Source organism: Stenotrophomonas sp. YJH_SMC_25, assembly GCF_059369595.1.
Window position 1 is genome coordinate 223,484 of the sequence record NZ_JCAFSV010000006.1, and the last position, 17,555, is coordinate 241,038.

Consider the following 17,555-nt stretch of genomic DNA (forward strand, 5'->3'; position numbering starts at 1 on the left):
TCTGGCGTCTTTCCGTGCCCAGGAGTAAACGATTACATGCAGGACACCACGCTCACCGCCCCCAACGCCGAAATCCGTCGCGCAGGGGTCGATCTCAATGGATTGATGACGGTGCTGGGCAAGCACCTGTATTCCACCCCGGTGGTGGCGCTGCGTGAGCTGGTGCAGAACGCGCATGACTCGATCATCCGTCGCCGCATCGAGCAGCCTGGCATCGAAGTGCCGTCGCGCATCTCGGTGCAGGTCGATGCCGCTGCCGGCGTGCTGCGCATCACCGATACCGGTGCCGGCCTGACCCGCCAGGAAATCCATGACTACCTGGCTACCGTGGGCGTCGGCTACACCCGGGGCCTGCGCCAGGGCGGGGAGGACGATGAAGGCCTGATCGGCATGTTCGGCCTCGGGTTCCTGTCGGCCTTCGTGCTGGCGCGCAGGGTCAGCGTGCGTACCACCTCGTACCAGACGCCGGAACTGGGTCATCTGTACGTGTCCAGCAATGCCGAGCAGTACACCGTCAGCGAAATGCCGGCGCGCGCGGTTGGCACCGAGGTGGAACTGGAGCTGCATTCGGATTTCCTGCCGCTGGCCAACGAGGCGCGCCTGCACGAGGTGCTGGGCCGCTATTGCGCGCTGCTGTCCGAGCCGATCTTCATTGGTGCTGCGGCCGAGGCGCTCAACCCCGAGCCGCCGCCGTGGCGCAGCCAGGGTGACGTCGTCGTGCATCCGGTGCAGGCGCGTCGCCAGGCGCTGCAGTTCGCTGCGCGCTTCGAGCACGATTTCGAGCCGATCGTCACCGTGCCACTGCGCGCGGATGGCGACAGCGATGCCACCGGCCTGTTGTGGGTCCAGGATGGCGCTACCTACGGCACCAGTGACAACCGCAATCTTTCGGTGTTCGTGCGCGGCATGCTGCTGGACGACGATGCGCGCGACCTGCTGCCGCCGTGGGCCGGTTTCATCGGCGGGGTGATCGAATCCTCGCGGCTGACGCCCACCGCCAGCCGCGAAGACCTGCAGCGCGATGACCAGTACCGGGCCGTGCAGCACGCGCTGCTGGAGGCGCTGATTGATGGCCTGGCCGACGTCGCACGGCAGCAGCCGGAAGCCTGGCGACGCGTTCTCACGCGCCATAATGAGGCCTTGCTGGGCGCGGCGCTGTGCGATGACCGCCTGTTCGACCTGCTGCTGGAGCACGTGCGCGTGCCGACTTCGCAGGGCGACCTGCCGGCCAGTGCGCTGCCGGCGCGCGGTGCCGTGCATGTGATTCTTGACAATGGCGGTGGCTTCGAGGAGATGCTGTTCCGCGCGATGGGGGTACCGGTCGCGCATGGCCACCGCTATGCAGTCGTGCCGTTCCTGCGTCGCTGGGCCCAGGCCAAGGGGCTGCGCCTGGTTGAACTTGGGACCGAGCAGGGTAACCGTGCACTGTTCCGAAGCGATGACAGCCTCGACGAGGCGCAGCTGGCATGGCTGCGCCAGCAGCTGGGCGATGGCGAGCAGTTGCTGCCGGCACGCTTCAGCCCCGAGTCGCTGCCGGTGGTGGTGGTGCCCGACCGCGAAGCCGAGCTGAAGCAGCGCCTGGAAGACGACGAGAACGACAAGCGCGTGTCGATGGCCGCGCTGCGCCTGGCCCGGCAGTTCACCGCACGCATCGAGTCGCGCGCGCCGTCGCGGCTGTACCTCAATCTCGATAACCCGGCAGTGCAGGCGCTGCTGCGCGCCCAGCGCGAGGGGCATCCACAGGCCGAAGCCGCAGCCCGTCTGCTGCGCTCACTGAAGATCATCGTCGCCGCGCAGGGCCGCCCGCTGGCACGCGCGAACGCTACGCCCGGCCCGGATCTCAACGGCGCCTTTACCGATATCGCCGGTGCCCTGCAGCAGATGCTGCGCTGAGCACCGTACCTTCTCATCCAGCCTTCGCTAGACAGGAGCACTTACCCCATGGACATCTGGAACTGGGTCGAAAAACTGCAGGGTGACCTGCGCCAGGCCGGCCAGGCGCAGAACGCGCACCTGCTGAACCGTCTCGCCGACGAGGTGAGTGAACTGCAGATCGACCGCGTCGATGCATTGCTGCCCGAAGCGCGTGCGCTGGGCAAGGCGCTGGACAACCCGTGGGTCGACGTCTATGTCGGCCACTGGGCGCTGCGCAACCGCGTCGGCAACCGCGTCGAAGGCGAGAGCGCGCTGGGCGAAGCGGTGGCGCTGTTCGAACGTGCGCACCGTGAGGACACGCTGGAATGCCCGCAGTCGATCTGCGTGACCCAGGATCTGGCTGCCTGCTATGGCAACATCGATGGCCCGGGCTGGGTGCCCGAGCGCATCGAGGTCTGCGATGAAACACTGGGTCGCATCGACCCGAGCTGGGCGTGTTTCCAGTGCCTGAGCTGCGAGAAGGCCGATGCGCTGCTCGATGATGGTCGTGGCCAGGCGGCGCTGGATTACCTGCAGGCGCAGGCCGATGCCGTGGAGGCCTGTGGCAAGGAAGTGTTCGACAGCTTCCCGGAGATGCAGATCAAGATCCTGCTGGGAATGGGCCGTGCCGATGAGGCACTGGTACTGATCGAAAAGCGGGAGGCCGAAGTTGCGGCGTCCGGAGAATACGAGCCGGCCAACTGCACGGTGCCGCGCCGCCTGTCCAAGGCCTGGGCGCTGGCCCAGCTGGGCCGCGACGAAGAGGCGCTGCAGCAGCTGGTGCCGTGGAGCGAGCTGACTCCGAACTACTGGCGCCTGTGGGCCAACACCGCCGCCGCGCTCTGCCAGCGGGATCCTGCGCGCAACACCTGGGATCTGGGCACGCGCTTCAACACGATCATCGAGCACTTTGCCCGGGTCGGATCGCATCGCCTGCTGATCGAAGTGGCAGCGCTGAGCCTGGAGCTGGCGCTGCAGCGTGGTGCGCGCTGGGTGGCACTGCGGCAGCTGGAACTGGCCCGCACGCATCTGGCGCAGCTGCGCCAGGATCGTGGTGCTGCGGCGCTGGTGGCCGGCCTGGCCGCGCGCATCGACGCGTTGCCGGATGTCGCACCGCTGCCGGTGCCGGCGGGCGAGCTGCTGGCATGGCTGGACGCGCAGGGCGAACAGAACCAGTCGCGCGATCCCGAGCGCGAAGCGCAGTGGTTGCTGCAGGCGCATGCCGAGTTGCCCGATGACGAGGCGCTGGCCGAGATGGCGGCCAGCGCACTCAATGCCTGCGGCGCACAGCCCGAGGCGCGCGCGCTGCTGTGGCGGTTCGTACGCGGCCATGCGCAGCATGATGGTCCCGCGGCCTACACGCTGATGCGCTGGCTGGCCGAGCAGGGCGACGACGATGGCCTGCGCCAGCTGGCCGATCTCTACCGTGGCAGCGTGCCGGTGTTCGCGCACTGGTGCGAGGTGCAGCGTGCACGCCGCGTGTCCGACTGGCCGGCGCTGGAGCAGGCGGCCCGATCCCTGCTGGAGCTGTCTCCGGGTTCGCACGGCGCGCGCGGCACGCTGGCGCGCATGTACATGGAAACCGGCCGCTTCAGCGAAGCACAGGCCTGCTACGCGCAGCTGGTTGAATTGCTGGAAGAGCCGAATGCCGCGCATTGGGACCACATGAGTGCCGCCAGCGCGGCGCGGGATTGGGACGCCGTGCGTCGCTCGGCGAAGGCGATCGGCATGGAGCTGTCCAGCCAGGAAGGCGTGGTCGAAGAGCCGTGGGGCTGGGTGATCATCCGCAGCGAAGAGAACGGTGAGCCGATGGAGTACTACGCCCGTCGCAGCGGACCGGTGACCGCGCGCATCGTCGAGAACGCGCCGTCCAACCGCGCCCAGCAGGTGGGCGACTGGGTAGTGTTCGATGCCGCGCTGGTGCATCCGGCACCCGAGGAGGAGGAAGCACGCGAGCATTTCATCCCGACCTATGCGCAGGTGCATGTGCTGGAACGCGGCGGCTACGCCCGCAGCTGGATGATCGATGGCGCGCACCCGGGCGAAGAGGCCTGGAACGTCTTCGTCGAGGCGGCCGAAGCACAGGGTTGGAAGGTGTGGTCGCACAGCCGCCCGGACTACACCGTCACCGACCCCGATGTGGAAGACGGCACGCTGCCCGGCCTGCTGTTCACCGTGGCCCAGCCGCAGGACCATGCACCGCTGGCGCTGCACCGCTTCCTCCAGCAGCAGACCGCGACGTGGCCGCATCCGCATTGCTGGCTGCGCCTGGCCGAAGCCTGCAACCAGGATCGCCAGCCGCACCTGGACGTGATCGAGCGTTACGGGTTGTAAGCCGGGTATCGGGTAGTGCCGGCCGCTGGCCGGCAGCACCGGGATATCCTGTAGTGCCGGCCAGCGGCCGGCACTCCCTCAAGGAGAAATACATGCGAAAGACAGGGATGCTCGTGATCACCGGGCTGCTGCTGGCCCCCACCGTGCAGGCTGCTCCCGCCTGCCGGGAGCCTGCGGCTGTGGCCCGCGCCTTCTACGAGGCGACGACCGGCAACGGTGATCTGCTGGATCCGCCGGCCGCGCTGGTCAGCGCGGCCTTCGGCAAGGCGCTGCGTGATGAGCGTGCCTGCCAGCAGCGCGAGGAGGGCATCTGTACGATCGATTCCGATCCGTGGCTGGATGCGCAGGATGGCGACATCGACAGCCCCGTGCGTTACAGCTGGAAAGAGGCCTCGGCGACCACTGGCCAGGTGGAAATGCGCTATTTGGTCTGGAAAAAGGCCTACGTGACCCGGTTGCCGATGGTGCGCCAGGGCCAGGGCTGCTGGCAGGTCGATGACATCCTCACCAACAGCGGCCGTTCGGTGCGGAAGATCCTGGCCCAGCCGGTGCCCTGACCGGCGGCAGCATCCACACAGGGTGCGGTCCAGTTGTCGGCCAGCGGCCGGCACTACCAGGTGATGTGGTGGGTGCCGACCGTTGGTCGGCACGCTTCTATCGCGTATGCCCGAACACCAGTTCGATCACGAACTGGCTGCCGAAGAACGCCAGCAGCAGCAACAGCATTGCCGCCAGCGTCCAGTGCACCGCCTTCATGCCGCGCCAGCCGTAGCGGCGGCGGCCGACCAGCAGCACGCCGAACACGACCCACGACAGCACGCTCAGCACAGTCTTGTGCACCAGCTTCTGTGCCAGCAGGTCATCGACGAACAGCACACCGGTGACCAGGGTCAGGGTCAGCAGCGCGAAGCCGACGGTGATCACCCGGAACAGCAGTGATTCCAGGTCGGCCAGCGGCGGCAGCGCCCGCAGCCACGGCCGGAACTCGCGGCGACGCAGTGCGCGTTCCTGCAGCCACAGCATGATTGCCAGCAGCGCGGCGATGCTCAGCGTGGCGTAGGCCAGCAGCGCCAGCCAGGCGTGGCTGGCCAGGCGCCAGCCCAGCACTTTGCTCGGTTCGTGGCCGTAGCCGTGGTAGGCCAGCAGCAGCACGGCAGCCAGCGGGAACACCACCACGCCCAGCGCCGACATCCGCCCGCGTGCGCCGACCAGCGAGGTCAGCCAGGCCATGCCCAGGCCGACCAGCGACAGCGCGGCGAAAAAGTGCATGTCCGGCCCGCCGTTGGTGCGCATCGCCACCATCACGTGGTAGCTGCCATGCAGCAGCATCGCCGGCAGGGCCGGCCACAGCCAGGTGGGCGAGCCGGTGGTTTCATCGCGGCCGAGCGCGCGCACCAGCAGGGCACTGGCAGCCAGGTAGAGCAGGACGGCGATGAGAACGATTGTCATCGTTGCAGTTTCGCACACCCCTGCGGTGGTGGCGACGGCCCCGTGGCCGCAGTCCGGGGAGACAGCCGGACCCGTTATACTGTCTGCCTTATTGTCCCCCGCTTTCAGACAGGTTGCGCCGCATGTTCGAGTCCCTGACCCAGCGCCTTTCCGGCACCATCGAGCGCCTGCGTGGCCGTGGCCGCCTGACCGAGGAGAACATCCGCGAGGCGACCCGCGAAGTGCGCATCGCGCTGCTCGAAGCCGACGTTGCGCTGCCGGTGGTGCAGGCCCTGATCGAGCGCATCAAGGTACGAGCGGTCGGCCAGGAAGTGCTGAAGTCGCTGACCCCGGGCCAGGCGCTGATCAAGGTCGTGCGCGACGAGCTGACCGCGGTGATGGGCGCCGAAGCCAGCGACCTGAACCTCAATGTGCCCGCGCCGGCCATCATCCTGATGGCGGGCCTGCAGGGCGCCGGCAAGACCACCACGGTGGGCAAGCTGGCCAAGCACCTGAAGGAAAAGCGCAAGAAGAAGGTGATGGTGGTTTCGGCCGACGTCTACCGTCCGGCCGCGATCGAACAGCTGAAGACCCTGGCCGAGCAGGTCGGCGTGCTGTTCTTCCCGTCCAGTGCCGACCAGAAGCCGGAAGCCATCGTCCGTGCCGCCATCGACGACGCGCGCAGGTCGTTCGTCGACGTGCTGCTGGTCGATACCGCCGGCCGCCTGGCCATCGACGAAGCGATGATGGCCGAGATCAAGGCCCTGCACGCTGCGGTGAACCCGGCCGAAACCCTGTTCGTGGTCGACGCCATGACCGGCCAGGACGCGGCCAACACCGCCAAGGCCTTCGGCGATGCCCTGCCGCTGACCGGCGTGGTGCTGACCAAGACCGACGGTGACGCCCGTGGCGGTGCCGCACTGAGCGTGCGCTACATCACCGGCAAGCCGATCAAGTTCGTCGGCGTCAGCGAAAAGCCGGAAGGCCTGGACGTGTTCCACCCGGACCGTATCGCCAGCCGCATCCTCGACATGGGCGACGTGCTGTCGCTGGTCGAGCAGGTCGAGCAGCAGGTCGACAAGGACAAGGCGGCCAAGCTGGCCGAGAAGGTCGCCAAGGGCAAGAAGTTCGACCTGAACGACATGCGTGACCAGCTCGAGCAGATGCAGAACATGGGCGGCATCGGCGGCCTGATGGACAAGCTGCCGGGCCTGGGCAACATCCCCGACCATCTGAAGCAGCAGGTCAGCCAGGGCAAGGAAGTGCCGCGCATGATCGCCATCATCAGCTCGATGACCAAGAAGGAACGGCGCAACCCGAACCTGCTGAACGGCTCGCGCCGCGCGCGCATCGCCAAGGGCTCGGGCGTGACGCCGGCTGACGTCAACAAGCTGATGAAGCAGTACATGCAGATGGAAAAGATGATGAGCAAGATGGCCGGCGGCGGCATGAAGGGCATGCTGCGCAGCATGAAGGGCATGATGGGCGCCATGGGCGGCCGCGGCATGCCGTTCCGTTGATGCAGCGACGGGGCCGGCGCGCATTGCGACGCGGCCCCGGTCACAATGACTGGCGTATGCTGGATGGCGACTTCTCCAACAGGTATGTCGCGTGAATGCATCGCCGATTCTTGAACGCGCCGACACCTTCTGTCGGCGTTTTTCATTGCAGCTTCCGATCCTGCTGGCACCGATGGCCGGTGCCTGCCCGGTGCCGCTGTCGGCCGCGCTGGCCAATGCCGGCAGCATGGGCGCGATGGGTGCGGTGCTGTCGCCGGCCGCCGATATCGGCCGCTGGATGGATGACTTCCGCGCCGCTTCCAATGGCCCGGCGCAGGTAAACCTGTGGGTGCCGGATCCGGTGCCGACCCGTGACGTTGCCGCCGAGGCTGCCAGCCGCGCCTTCCTGACGCAGTGGGGGCCGGACGTGCCGGCCAGCGCCGCCGATGCCACGCCCGCCGACTTCGAAGAACAGTTCGCCGCGCTGCTGGCCGCACGCCCGGCGGTGGCCTCGACCATCATGGGTGTGTTGCTGCCGCGCCACGTGCAGCAGTTGAAGGATGCCGGCATTGCCTGGATCGCCTGCGCGACTACCTTGTCCGAAGCGCGTGCAGCACAGGACGCCGGTGCCGATGCGGTGGTGGCGCAGGGCATGGAAGCGGGCGGCCATCGCGGTGCGTTCGATCCGGCGATGGCCGAGCGCCAGCTGGTCGGCCTGTTCGCGCTGCTGCCGCGCCTGGCCGATCACCTGCAGATCCCGGTGATTGCCGCCGGCGGTATCGCCGATGGCCGCGGTATCGCGGCCGCGCTCACGCTGGGGGCCAGCGCGGTGCAGATCGGCACCGCGTTCCTGCGCACGCCCGAAGCCGCGATCGCCTCGGCGTGGGCCGATGGGCTGGCCGCCAGCGAACCGGAAGACACCTGGCCGACCCGCGCCTTCAGCGGCCGCCTGGGCCGCGGCCTGGCGACCGCCTATGTGCGCGCCGCTGCCGCAGAAGGCGCCCCGGCGCCACGCCCGTACCCGGTGCAGCGCGGGCTGACCGCGCCGATGCGCAAGCAGGCCGCGCAGGAAAACCGCCTGGCGGCGATGCAGGCCTGGGCCGGGCAGTCGGCGTGGATGGCGCCGGCACAGCCGGCCGCCGACGTGGTGCGCGGCATGTGGAGCCAGGCGCAGGCGCTGCTGCGATGACGGTGACCTGCAACGGCCTGCCGGCACAGGTCGAGGATCTGCTGCCGGCGCTGGTCAACTACGGCCATTTCACCTCGCTGCAGGTGCGCGACCACGCGGTGCAGGGACTGGACCTGCATCTGGCGCGGCTGTCACAGGCGACGCGTGAACTGTTCGGCAGCGAGCTGGATACGGTGCAGGTACAGACCTGGATGGCACAGGCCCTGCAACAGGCCGGCCTGGCCGATGCCTCGCTGCGGGTGACGGTGTACTCGCGCCGGTTCGATTTCCGCAACCCGCTGGCGGCGGTGCCGGTGGACGTGCTGGTGGCAGTATCAGCGCCGGTGGCCCTGATCGCGCCCAAGCGCGTGCGCAGCGTGGTCTGGCAGCGCGAAATGCCGCAGATCAAGCACGTGGGCACGTTTGGCCTGTTCGCCGAGCGCCGCGCGGCGATGGCCGAAGGATTCGACGATGTGCTGTTCGTGACCGCTGATGGCGACGTGAGTGAAGGCAGCACCTGGAACCTGGCCGTGCACGATGGTGAACGGCTGCTCTGGCCGCAGGCGCCGGCCCTGCGCGGTACGGCCGAAGCGCTGCTGAAGCGGCATTGGCCCGATGCGCAGTTGACGCGGCCGTTGGCGCTGGCTGAACTGGGCAGTGTGAAGGCCGCTTTTGCCTGCAACGCCAGCGGCCTGTGGGCGCTGGAGGCCATCGACGGGCACGTGTTTTCTGGCTCGCAGGCCTTGGCTGAACGGGGCAGGGCGGTGCTGGCGGCGGTGCCTTGGGACAGATTGGGGCCAGATCCCCTTTGCGGCGCAAAAACGATCTGACCCCAAGCGAACCCCCGGGGTTGGCTCGGCCGGGCTCTGCCGCTATAATCGCCCGCTTACCTCGCCATCCTGGCGACTGGGCAATAGGAAAAACACCATGGTCAAGATTCGACTGACCCGCGGCGGCGCCAAGAAGCGTCCGTTCTACCACATCATCGTCACCGACGTGCGCAGTGCGCGCGACGGCCGCAACATCGAGCGCGTTGGTTTCTACAACCCGGTCGCCCAGGGCGGCGAGAAGCGCATCGAGCTGGACCTGGCCCGCGTTGACCATTGGGTCAAGAACGGCGCCCAGCCGACCGACAAGGTCCGCAACCTGATCAAGGAAGCGACCAAGTCCCAGGCCGCTGCGGCCTGATCCTGACGGGCCACGCTTCGGCGTGGCCCTCTTGGTTGAAGCAGATGAAAGATATCGAGCGCCGCATCCTGCTGGGCAGGGTTGTCGGCGCTTTTGGTGTGCGCGGCGAGATCAAGCTCGAGTCCTGGACCGAGCCACGTTCCGCCATTTTCCGTTACCAGCCGTGGATCGTGCGCAGCCCGTCCGGCGTGGAAACCACGATTGAAGGTGTGCGTGGCCGCGACAGTGGCAAGCACCTGGTCGCCCGTTTCCCCGGCGTCGAGGACCGCGATACCGTCGAAGCGATGCGCGGCACCGAGATCTACGTGGCCCGCAGTGCCCTGCCACCGCCGAAGCCCGATGAGTATTACTGGGTGGACCTGGAAGGCCTGGACGTGAAGACCACCGAGGGCGTTGCCCTGGGCCAGGTCTCGCACCTGTTCAGCACCGGCGCCAACGACGTGGTGGTGGTCCGGGGTGACCGCGAGCGGATGATCCCGTTCGTGCAGCCGGACTTCGTCAAGTCGGTCGATTTCGAGGCCAACCTGGTCGTGGTCGACTGGGATCCCGAGTTCTGAGTGTGAGCATGCGTTTCGACGTCATCACCCTGTTCCCCGAGTTCCTCGCCCAGTCCGCTGGACTGGGCGTGGTCGGGCGCGCGCAGGAGAAGGGGTTGTTCAGCCTGCATGGCTGGAATCCCCGTGATTACGCCGAAGGCAACTACCGCCGGGTGGACGACCGTCCATTCGGTGGCGGCCCGGGCATGGTGATGCTGATCGAGCCGTTGCAGGCCTGCCTGCAGGCGATCCGCGATGCTGATCCGACCCCGGCGCGGGTGATCCATCTCAGCCCGCAGGGGGCGCCGTTGACCCAGGCCAAGGTGCGGGAACTGGCGGCATTGCCGCGCATGGTCCTGCTCTGTGGCCGCTACGAGGGCATCGACGAGCGTTTCCTGGAAGCCAATGTCGACGAGGAAATCTCCCTCGGCGACTACGTGCTGTCGGGTGGCGAGCTGGGTGCGGCGGTCATCATCGACGCCGTGGCCCGCCTGCAGGACGGGGCCCTGAATGACGCTGAATCAGCGGCCCAGGACAGCTTCGAGGGTGATCTGGGCCTGCTCGACTGCCCGCACTACAGCCAGCCGGCCCAGCACCCTCTGGGCGACGTGCCGGACGTGCTGCGCTCAGGCAACCATGCGGCCATCGCCGCGTGGCGCCGCCAGCAGTCGCTGGTCCGTACCGCCCAGCGGCGCCCGGACCTGCTGGATGAACAGGCGCTGGGCAAGGCCGACCGCACGCTGCTGGAACAGGGCCGTCAGGCCCAGAAGCAGAAGGCCGACCCCTAGCGCAGGGCCGGCTTTATCGGCTATCATGGCCAATTACCGCCAGCCCAGGCCGGCGCGCGCAGTACCCACAACAAACGTGCAGCACAGTCCGGTGACTGCATGAGCCCACGTTGTCTACATGACACGCCCACCCGAACAAGAATCGGTGTAACCCATGAGCAAGCTGAACAAGTCCATCGTCGCGGAATTTGAATCCGCCCAGATCACCCGTGAACTGCCGAAGTTCAGCCAGGGCGACACCGTTGTCGTCAACGTGAAGGTGAAGGAAGGCAGCCGCGAGCGCGTGCAGGCCTACGAAGGCGTCGTCATCGCCACCAAGAACGCCGGCCTGAACTCCTCGTTCACCGTGCGCAAGATCTCGCACGGCTACGGCGTCGAGCGCGTGTTCCAGACCCACAGCGCCATCATCGACTCGGTCGAAGTGAAGCGTCGTGGTAAGGTCCGCGCCGGCAAGCTGTACTACCTGCGTGGCCTGGAAGGCAAGGCTGCCCGCATCAAGGAAGACCTGGCTGCCGCTGCTGCCGCCAAGGCTGCCCGTCTGGCCGAAAAGGCCTGATAAACAACTTCGGTTGTTGCCGCGACGGCCACCTTCGGGTGGCCGTTTGCGTTTCCGGCATCGCATCGGCCACGATCAGGTGATGAACGACATCAACCCGCGCTATCCCGCCGTGATCCAGTCGGCGTTGCGCTTCCTCGACGGCAAGGGGCTGGCGCGTGTGCAGTCGGCGCCGTTGCTGCATCGCCTGCTGTGGCGCATGGGCATCGCACTGCCACCGCCAATCCTGGCCGGCTTCGGTACCAATGCGCTGGTGCAGGGCCTGTTGTTCGGGCTGTTCTGGACCGCACTGATGTGGCTGATGCTGTGGCAGGGCAGTGAGCGTCCGCTGGCGCTGCTGGTGGTGGCCGGGCTGTTGGCCGGAGCGCTGTTCGGCATGGTGATGGCGGCGCTGATGCGCGCGCTGCGCCGGCACCGCAAGCTGCCGGAGTGGCGCCAGTTCCGCGCGGGGCAGGCGGACTGAGCCGATGGCGCACTGCGCCGTGACCGCCCGGCACAGGCCGCGGTAGGCTGCCGGCATCATCCCGATGGACGTGCCGTGCGATGCCTGCCAAGCGAACCGCACCTTCCGCTGCGCACAAGCTGTTGTCAGGCGGTAATCCGCAGATCGCCAAGGGCGAGGGCGATGCCACGGTACAGGCCTATATCGCGGCGATGCCGGACTGGAAGCGGCCGATCGGCGCACGGCTGGATGCGCTGGTCGAACAGGCCGTACCCGGGGTGCACAAGGCCGTGAAGTGGAACTCGCCGATGTATGCGGTGGCCGCGGGCGAAGGCTGGTTTCTCAGCTTCCATTGCTTCACCCGCTATATCAAGGTGGCGTTCTTCCGCGGCGCTGCGCTGAAACCGGTGCCGCCGGAGCCGTCCAGGAGTGCCGATACGCGCTACCTGCACATTGCACAGGATGGCGTACTGGATGAAGCCCGGTTTCTTGACTGGGTGCGCCAGGCCGCGGCATTGCCCGGCGAACACATGTAAGCCCACCGTTCTGATCTCCTTGCCGACGAGAGCCGCTGATGGCCACGCATGCACCCAACCCGGCTGATGCCGGAACCCCGGCCGCCGAACTGATCGATGCGCGCATCGCCGAACTGGGCGACTGGCGTGGCGAAGCGCTGGCACGCGTGCGTGCGTTGATCCAAGAGGCGCTGCCCGACGTGCAGGAAACCTGGAAATGGCGGGGTACACCGGTGTGGGAGCACAACGGCATCCTGTGCACCGGCGAGACCTACAAGCAGGCGGTGAAGCTGACGTTTGCCAATGGCGCGGCGCTGGCCGATCCGAAGGGCCTGTTCAACGCCAGTCTGGAGGGCAACACGCGGCGCGCGATCGATATCCATGAAGGCGCGATGCCGGATGCCGCCGCGTTCAAGGCGCTGATGCGCGCGGCGGCCATGTTCAACGCGGCGAAGAAGAAGCGGTAGAGCCGGCCGCTGGCCGGCTGTGCCGCGATGCTGCTGGAGAGGTGTGAGGTTGCCGGCCAGCGGCCGGCACTACCGTGGCGTTCACTGGCCCATGAGGTTGCCGGCCCGCGGCCGGCACTACCGCAGCGGTGCGGCATCCGGGTCGGCCACCGGCGACGGCGGGCAGGCAGGAATTTCCGAGGGCGTGGCCAGTTCCTCGGCGTGCGAGGGCTTGCTGATCATCTTCGCCTTGCGCCAGCCGCCCCAGCGGTAGTACGCCAGCGACAGCAGCATCGAAACCAGCGAGCTGACCGGGAAACTCCACCAGATCGCATCGGCGCCCCAATACGGCTGCAGCAGCTCGGCGAACGGCACGCGCACGCCCCACAGCGAACCAGCCAGGATCAGCAGCGGCGGGATCACCGCGCCGGTGGAGCGCACCACGCCGGAGATCACGAAGCTGACGCCGAAGAACAGGAACGAGCCGATCACCACGTGGTTGAGGTGACGGGCAATGTCCAGCGCCTGGCTGGCCGGCGGCAGGAACAGGGCCAGCAGCTGGCGATCGAACAGGACCAGCGGCAGGATCAGCGCGCCGGTCAGCAGGAAATTGAACAGCACGCCCTGGCGTGCGGTGCCGCGTACGCGGTCCCAGCGCTGTGCACCGACGTTCTGCGCCGCCATCGAAGAGCACGCCGCGCCGATCGCCATCGCCGGCATCTGCAGGTAGTTCCACAGCTGCAGGGAAGCGCCGTAACCGGCGGCGGTGTCGGTGCCGTACTGGTTGACCATGGTCATCAGCAGGATCACCGACAGCGAGATCAGCACCATCTGCAGGCCCATCGGCACGCCCTTGAGCACCAGCGCTTTCAGGATGGTCAGGTCGAGCTTGAACAGGCGCATGTCGGCGCGGCCCAGCCACAACGTGTGGCGCTTGTGCCGCATGTACAGCAGCAGGCCGGCCAGCGACAGCGTCTGCGCGACGAGCGTGGCCCAGGCCGAGCCGGCGATGCCCAGCGCGGGGAACGGCCCCATGCCGAAGATCAGAACCGGGTTCAGCACGATGTCCAGTGCCACCGACACCATCAGGAAACGGAACGGCGTGCGCGAGTCGCCGGCACCGCGCAGCGCGGCGGTGAGGAAGGCGAACGCATACAGCGTCGGCATCGCCAGGAAGATGATCTGCAGGTAGGCCTCGGCCAATGGCAGCGAGGCGGCCGGCGTGCCCATCGCCGCCAGCAGCGGATGGGCCATGAACCAGCCGGCGATGGCGATGATCACCGACAGGCCGATGAAGAAGGTGGCGCTGGTACCCACCACGCGCCGCGCCTGCGGGATGTCGCGCGCGCCGATCGCCTGGCCGATCAGGATGGTCGAGGCCATGCCGAAGCCGAACACCGAGCCGATCAGGAAGAACATGATGTTGTTGGCGTTCGCGGTGGCGGTCAGTGCCGCCTCGCCGAGGAAGCGCCCGACCCAGACCGCATTCACCGAACCGTTCAGCGACTGCGCGATGTTGCCGGCCAGGATCGGCAGGGAAAACAACAGGAGATTGCGGCCGATCGGGCCGGAGGTCAGGTCAAGCGGCGCTTTGGCCATGGAGTGGTGATCGAATCCCGGGAGGCGCACACTAGCACCAAGCCGGTTTGCGGGATGTGGCAATGCGTCAACGACTGCAGGTGAAGCGAAGGCTGGCGCTGGCCTTGATCGGCGCCGCGCTGGCCGCATGTTCGACAGGTGACCGGCTGGGCGATACCCAGGTGCGGCCAACCGACCGCCCCGAGTGCCTGGTCGGCAGCCAGCGCCAGGATCTTTCCGCCGGCGTTCCCACCCTGATCGGGGGCAGTGGCTGCCGCACCGACCCCGACAACCCGCGTCCCCTGAACAAGCGAACGGAGTAGTCCCTGCCGATGACCGAGCTTTCCCCGCTGTCGCCCAGTGTCCGCCTGGACATCTGGCTGTGGGCGGCCCGTTTCTTCAAGACCCGCAGCCTGGCCAAGCAGGCCATCGAGACCGGCAAGGTCAGCGTCGCCGGGCAGCGCCCGAAATCCTCACGCGCAGTGCGCGTCGGTGAGCAGCTGCAGGTCGACCGCGGCGAAGAGCATTTCGAGATCCAGGTGCTGGGCCTGAGCGACCAGCGCGGGCCGGCGCCGACGGCGCAGCAGTTGTATGCCGAGAGTGAGGCCTCGAAGGCGCGCCGTGCCGAACAGCGCGCGTTGCGCATCGCGGCGCGCGATGGTTTCCAGCCGCCGGAGCACAAGCCGGACAAGCGCGCACGGCGGTTGATCCGCGCGCTCGGCGATATCGACGCGTTGTAAGCAGCAGGGCGCCAGACCGGATCCGGCGCCCCCTTGGCTCAGCGCTTGCCGCCCAGCAGGCTGCCGCCGATCTTCAGCAGATCGCCCACGCCGAGCTGGCCGTCACCATCCTGGTCCAGCAGGCTGCCGAGCAGGCCGCCGGCAAGACCGCCCTGCTGCTGCAGCTGCTGCTTTTCCTGGCCGAGGGCCTGGCTGAGCGAGCCGGCGTCGGCCTGGCCGCCACCGAGGCGCTGGGCGAGGAAAGCCATCACGATCGGTGCGAGGATCTGCAGCAGCTGGCTGGTGCGGCCACTGTCGAGCTGGGTGGCCTGGGCCAGGCCGGTTTCCACCTTCTGCTGGTTGCCGCCGAAGATGTGGCCGAGGATGCCGGCGCCATCGCTGGCGGCACCACCGCCACCGCCGCCCAGTACCGAACCGAGCACGCTGCCCAGGTCCAGCCCACTGTGGTTGTTCTGCAGCGCGCCGAGCAGCGCCTGCGCGCCCTGCGGCTGCGAGGCGTTGTTGCCCAGCGCGCCCATCAGCACCGGCAGCGCGGCACTGATCGCGCCGGAAGCCTGGGTGTCGCTGATGCCGAGCTGCTGCGATACCTGCTGCAGCGGGGCGCCCTGCAGTTTGGCGAGAAGTTCGTCGGTGAGGCTCATCTGCGGAATCCTTGATTGGGGTGGGGCGTGCAGAAGGTACGACGCGGACCGTTAAAACGGCGACGCCGCCTCACGGGGAGGCGGCGTGCTGTTCACGGGGCAGGGCGATCAGAGCTCGATGTCTTCGGCGCCCGGGGTCGCGGTGGGGAAGTCCGCTTCCGGCTGCGCCGGCTTGAACGGATCCGAAGGCTGGCTGGCCAGCGCCTTCAGCGCTGCGGCAACGCCAGCGCCATAGGCCGGGTCGGCCTTGCTGCAGTTGTCGATGTGGCGCTGCTTGATGAAGTCCGGCGCATCGCCCAGGGCGCGGGCGGTGTTGGCGAACAGGCGGTCCTTCTGTGCCTGGTTGTAGCTGCGGAACAGCGCACCGGGCTGGCTGAAGTAGTCGGCGTCGTCCTCACGGAAATTCCAGAAGTCGGCGTCACCGCGGATCTTCATCGGCGGCTCGCGGTACTGCGGCTGTTCCTGCCACTGGCCGTAGCTGTTCGGCTCGTAGTGCGGCAGGCCGCCGTAGTTGCCGTCCACGCGCATCGCACCGTCGCGGTGGTTGCTGTGCACCGGGCAGCGTGCGGCGTTCACCGGAATCTGGTGGTGGTTCACGCCCAGGCGGTAGCGCTGCGCATCGGAATAGGCGAACAGGCGTGCCTGCAGCATCTTGTCCGGCGACGGGCCGATGCCGGGCACCAGATTGCTCGGTGCGAACGCGGACTGCTCGACGTCCTGGTACCAGTTGACCGGGTTGCGGTTCAGTTCGAACTGGCCCACTTCGATCAGCGGGTAGTCGCTCTTCGGCCACACCTTGGTCAGGTCGAACGGATGGATGCGGTAGGTTTCCGCCTCCAGCTCGGGCATGACCTGGATGAACAGCTTCCACTTCGGGAAGTCGCCCTTCTCGATTGCGGCGAACAGGTCGCGGCCGTGGCTTTCGCGGTCATGGCCGACCAGGATCTGCGCCTGCGCGTCGGTCAGCGATTCGATGCCCTGCTGGCTGACGAAGTGGAACTTCACCCAGAAGCGCTCGCTGTCGGCGTTGGTGAAGCTGTAGGTGTGCGAGCCGAAGCCGTGCATGTGGCGGAAGCTGCGCGGGATGCCGCGGTCGCTCATCACCACGGTCACCTGCAGCAGGGCTTCGGGCAGCAACGTCCAGAAGTCCCAGTTGTTGCGCGCGCTGCGCAGGTTGGTATGCGGGTCGCGCTTCACGGCCTTGTTGAGGTCGGCGAACTTGCGCGGGTCGCGCAGGAAGAACACCGGCGTGTTGTTGCCGACCAGGTCCCAGTTGCCTTCTTCGGTGTAGAACTTCAGCGCGAAGCCGCGGATGTCACGCTCGGCGTCGGCGGCGCCACGCTCGCCGGCCACCGTGGTGAAGCGCGCGAACATCTCGGTCTGCTTGCCGACCTTCTCGAACAGCTTGGCACGGGTGTACTTGCTGATGTCGTGGGTGACGGTGAAAGTACCGAACGCGCCCGAGCCCTTGGCGTGCATGCGGCGCTCGGGAATGATCTCGCGGTTGAGGTTGGCCAGCTTCTCCAGCAGCCAGACGTCTTCCATCAGCAGCGGGCCACGTGGGCCGGCGGTCTTGCTGTTCTGGTTGTCCACCACCGGTGCGCCGAAGGCCGTGGTCATCGGCGTGACCGGATCATCGCCGTGCTTCTGCTTGGGCGTGGTGCTCAGTTCACGCTGCTGCTGGGCGCCTTCCGCAGGCGACGGCGCGGTGTGATACGGGCACTTGGGGCTGTTGTTATCGGACTGGCTCATGGCTGGCTCCTGCGGGTGAAGACGGGGTGG

19 protein-coding genes are annotated in these 17,555 nt (G+C 67.6%); 15 read left to right on the forward strand and 4 right to left on the reverse strand.

Going from position 1 to position 17,555, the window contains the following annotated elements; translation table 11 throughout:
• Positions 1 to 36: 36 nt before the first annotated feature.
• The 3 genes from AC5P7E_RS10710 (at position 37) to AC5P7E_RS10720 (ending at position 4,805) form a co-directional block, all read left to right on the forward strand.
• Complete coding sequence (locus AC5P7E_RS10710) at positions 37 to 1,893, forward strand: ATP-binding protein (RefSeq protein WP_114618560.1); 1,857 nt, start codon at positions 37 to 39, stop codon at positions 1,891 to 1,893.
• A gap of 48 nt (positions 1,894 to 1,941) precedes the next feature.
• Positions 1,942 to 4,248, forward strand: a complete 2,307-nt coding sequence (locus tag AC5P7E_RS10715; RefSeq protein WP_114618561.1) for a tetratricopeptide repeat protein — start codon at positions 1,942 to 1,944, stop codon at positions 4,246 to 4,248.
• A gap of 92 nt (positions 4,249 to 4,340) precedes the next feature.
• Positions 4,341 to 4,805: a YqhG/Tai3 family protein gene (locus AC5P7E_RS10720; RefSeq protein ID WP_005408589.1), complete on the forward strand. Its 465-nt coding sequence runs from the start codon at positions 4,341 to 4,343 to the stop codon at positions 4,803 to 4,805.
• Between the two features lie 97 nt (positions 4,806 to 4,902).
• On the opposite strand, the gene AC5P7E_RS10725 is transcribed toward AC5P7E_RS10720, so the two are convergent.
• The gene (locus AC5P7E_RS10725) at positions 4,903 to 5,697 is read right to left on the reverse strand and encodes a cytochrome C assembly family protein (RefSeq protein ID WP_005408590.1); all 795 of its coding nucleotides are present in this window, start codon (positions 5,695 to 5,697) and stop codon (positions 4,903 to 4,905) included.
• A 122-nt stretch (positions 5,698 to 5,819) separates the two neighbouring features.
• Here AC5P7E_RS10725 and ffh point away from each other — a divergent pair, with 122 nt between their 5' ends.
• The 10 genes from ffh to AC5P7E_RS10775 all read left to right on the forward strand — a co-directional run bounded on the left by ffh (position 5,820) and on the right by AC5P7E_RS10775 (position 12,835).
• Positions 5,820 to 7,196, forward strand: coding sequence for a signal recognition particle protein (gene ffh, locus AC5P7E_RS10730; protein ID WP_053511887.1), 1,377 nt, complete (start codon positions 5,820 to 5,822; stop codon positions 7,194 to 7,196).
• Between the two features lie 91 nt (positions 7,197 to 7,287).
• A complete protein-coding gene (locus AC5P7E_RS10735; RefSeq protein WP_114618562.1) occupies positions 7,288 to 8,364 on the forward strand; it encodes an NAD(P)H-dependent flavin oxidoreductase in 1,077 nt (358 codons plus the stop codon).
• Positions 8,361 to 9,173 (forward strand): aminotransferase class IV family protein, encoded by an 813-nt coding sequence (locus AC5P7E_RS10740; RefSeq protein WP_099481557.1) that lies wholly within the window; start codon positions 8,361 to 8,363, stop codon positions 9,171 to 9,173. The genes AC5P7E_RS10735 and AC5P7E_RS10740 overlap by 4 nt, the downstream gene beginning before the upstream one ends.
• A 97-nt stretch (positions 9,174 to 9,270) precedes the next feature.
• A complete protein-coding gene (gene rpsP / locus AC5P7E_RS10745; protein ID WP_005408594.1) occupies positions 9,271 to 9,531 on the forward strand; it encodes a 30S ribosomal protein S16 in 261 nt (86 codons plus the stop codon).
• 44 nt (positions 9,532 to 9,575) lie between these two features.
• Complete coding sequence (gene rimM / locus AC5P7E_RS10750) at positions 9,576 to 10,088, forward strand: ribosome maturation factor RimM (RefSeq protein ID WP_005408595.1); 513 nt, start codon at positions 9,576 to 9,578, stop codon at positions 10,086 to 10,088.
• A gap of 8 nt (positions 10,089 to 10,096) precedes the next feature.
• Positions 10,097 to 10,855 (forward strand): tRNA (guanosine(37)-N1)-methyltransferase TrmD, encoded by a 759-nt coding sequence (trmD, locus tag AC5P7E_RS10755; protein ID WP_005412653.1) that lies wholly within the window; start codon positions 10,097 to 10,099, stop codon positions 10,853 to 10,855.
• Positions 10,856 to 11,009: 154 nt separating this feature from the next.
• Positions 11,010 to 11,411 carry a 50S ribosomal protein L19 gene (rplS, locus tag AC5P7E_RS10760; protein ID WP_005408597.1) on the forward strand — a complete coding sequence of 134 codons (402 nt, stop codon included), beginning with the start codon at positions 11,010 to 11,012 and terminating at the stop codon, positions 11,409 to 11,411.
• An 82-nt stretch (positions 11,412 to 11,493) separates the two neighbouring features.
• Positions 11,494 to 11,874 carry a DUF6404 family protein gene (locus AC5P7E_RS10765; protein ID WP_114618628.1) on the forward strand — a complete coding sequence of 127 codons (381 nt, stop codon included), beginning with the start codon at positions 11,494 to 11,496 and terminating at the stop codon, positions 11,872 to 11,874.
• Positions 11,875 to 11,954: 80 nt separating this feature from the next.
• Positions 11,955 to 12,389 carry a DUF1801 domain-containing protein gene (locus AC5P7E_RS10770; protein WP_062606757.1) on the forward strand — a complete coding sequence of 145 codons (435 nt, stop codon included), beginning with the start codon at positions 11,955 to 11,957 and terminating at the stop codon, positions 12,387 to 12,389.
• Positions 12,390 to 12,427: 38 nt separating this feature from the next.
• Positions 12,428 to 12,835 (forward strand): DUF1801 domain-containing protein, encoded by a 408-nt coding sequence (locus AC5P7E_RS10775; protein WP_099524814.1) that lies wholly within the window; start codon positions 12,428 to 12,430, stop codon positions 12,833 to 12,835.
• 117 nt (positions 12,836 to 12,952) lie between these two features.
• Here the strand turns inward: AC5P7E_RS10775 and AC5P7E_RS10780 are convergent, their stop codons facing one another.
• Positions 12,953 to 14,413, reverse strand: coding sequence for an MATE family efflux transporter (locus AC5P7E_RS10780; protein WP_005412657.1), 1,461 nt, complete (start codon positions 14,411 to 14,413; stop codon positions 12,953 to 12,955).
• Between the two features lie 62 nt (positions 14,414 to 14,475).
• On the opposite strand from AC5P7E_RS10780, the gene AC5P7E_RS10785 reads away from it, so the two are divergent.
• Entirely contained in the window at positions 14,476 to 14,715 is a 240-nt protein-coding gene (locus AC5P7E_RS10785) for a hypothetical protein (protein WP_005408602.1), read from the forward strand.
• A gap of 9 nt (positions 14,716 to 14,724) precedes the next feature.
• Positions 14,725 to 15,132, forward strand: a complete 408-nt coding sequence (locus AC5P7E_RS10790; RefSeq protein ID WP_005408603.1) for an RNA-binding S4 domain-containing protein — start codon at positions 14,725 to 14,727, stop codon at positions 15,130 to 15,132.
• A gap of 38 nt (positions 15,133 to 15,170) precedes the next feature.
• Here the strand turns inward: AC5P7E_RS10790 and AC5P7E_RS10795 are convergent, their stop codons facing one another.
• Positions 15,171 to 15,773, reverse strand: a complete 603-nt coding sequence (locus AC5P7E_RS10795; protein ID WP_114618563.1) for a DUF937 domain-containing protein — start codon at positions 15,771 to 15,773, stop codon at positions 15,171 to 15,173.
• Between the two features lie 108 nt (positions 15,774 to 15,881).
• On the reverse strand, positions 15,882 to 17,525 hold the full coding sequence (locus AC5P7E_RS10800) for a catalase (RefSeq protein WP_005408605.1): 1,644 nt from the start codon (positions 17,523 to 17,525) through the stop codon (positions 15,882 to 15,884).
• Positions 17,526 to 17,555: the final 30 nt, after the last annotated feature.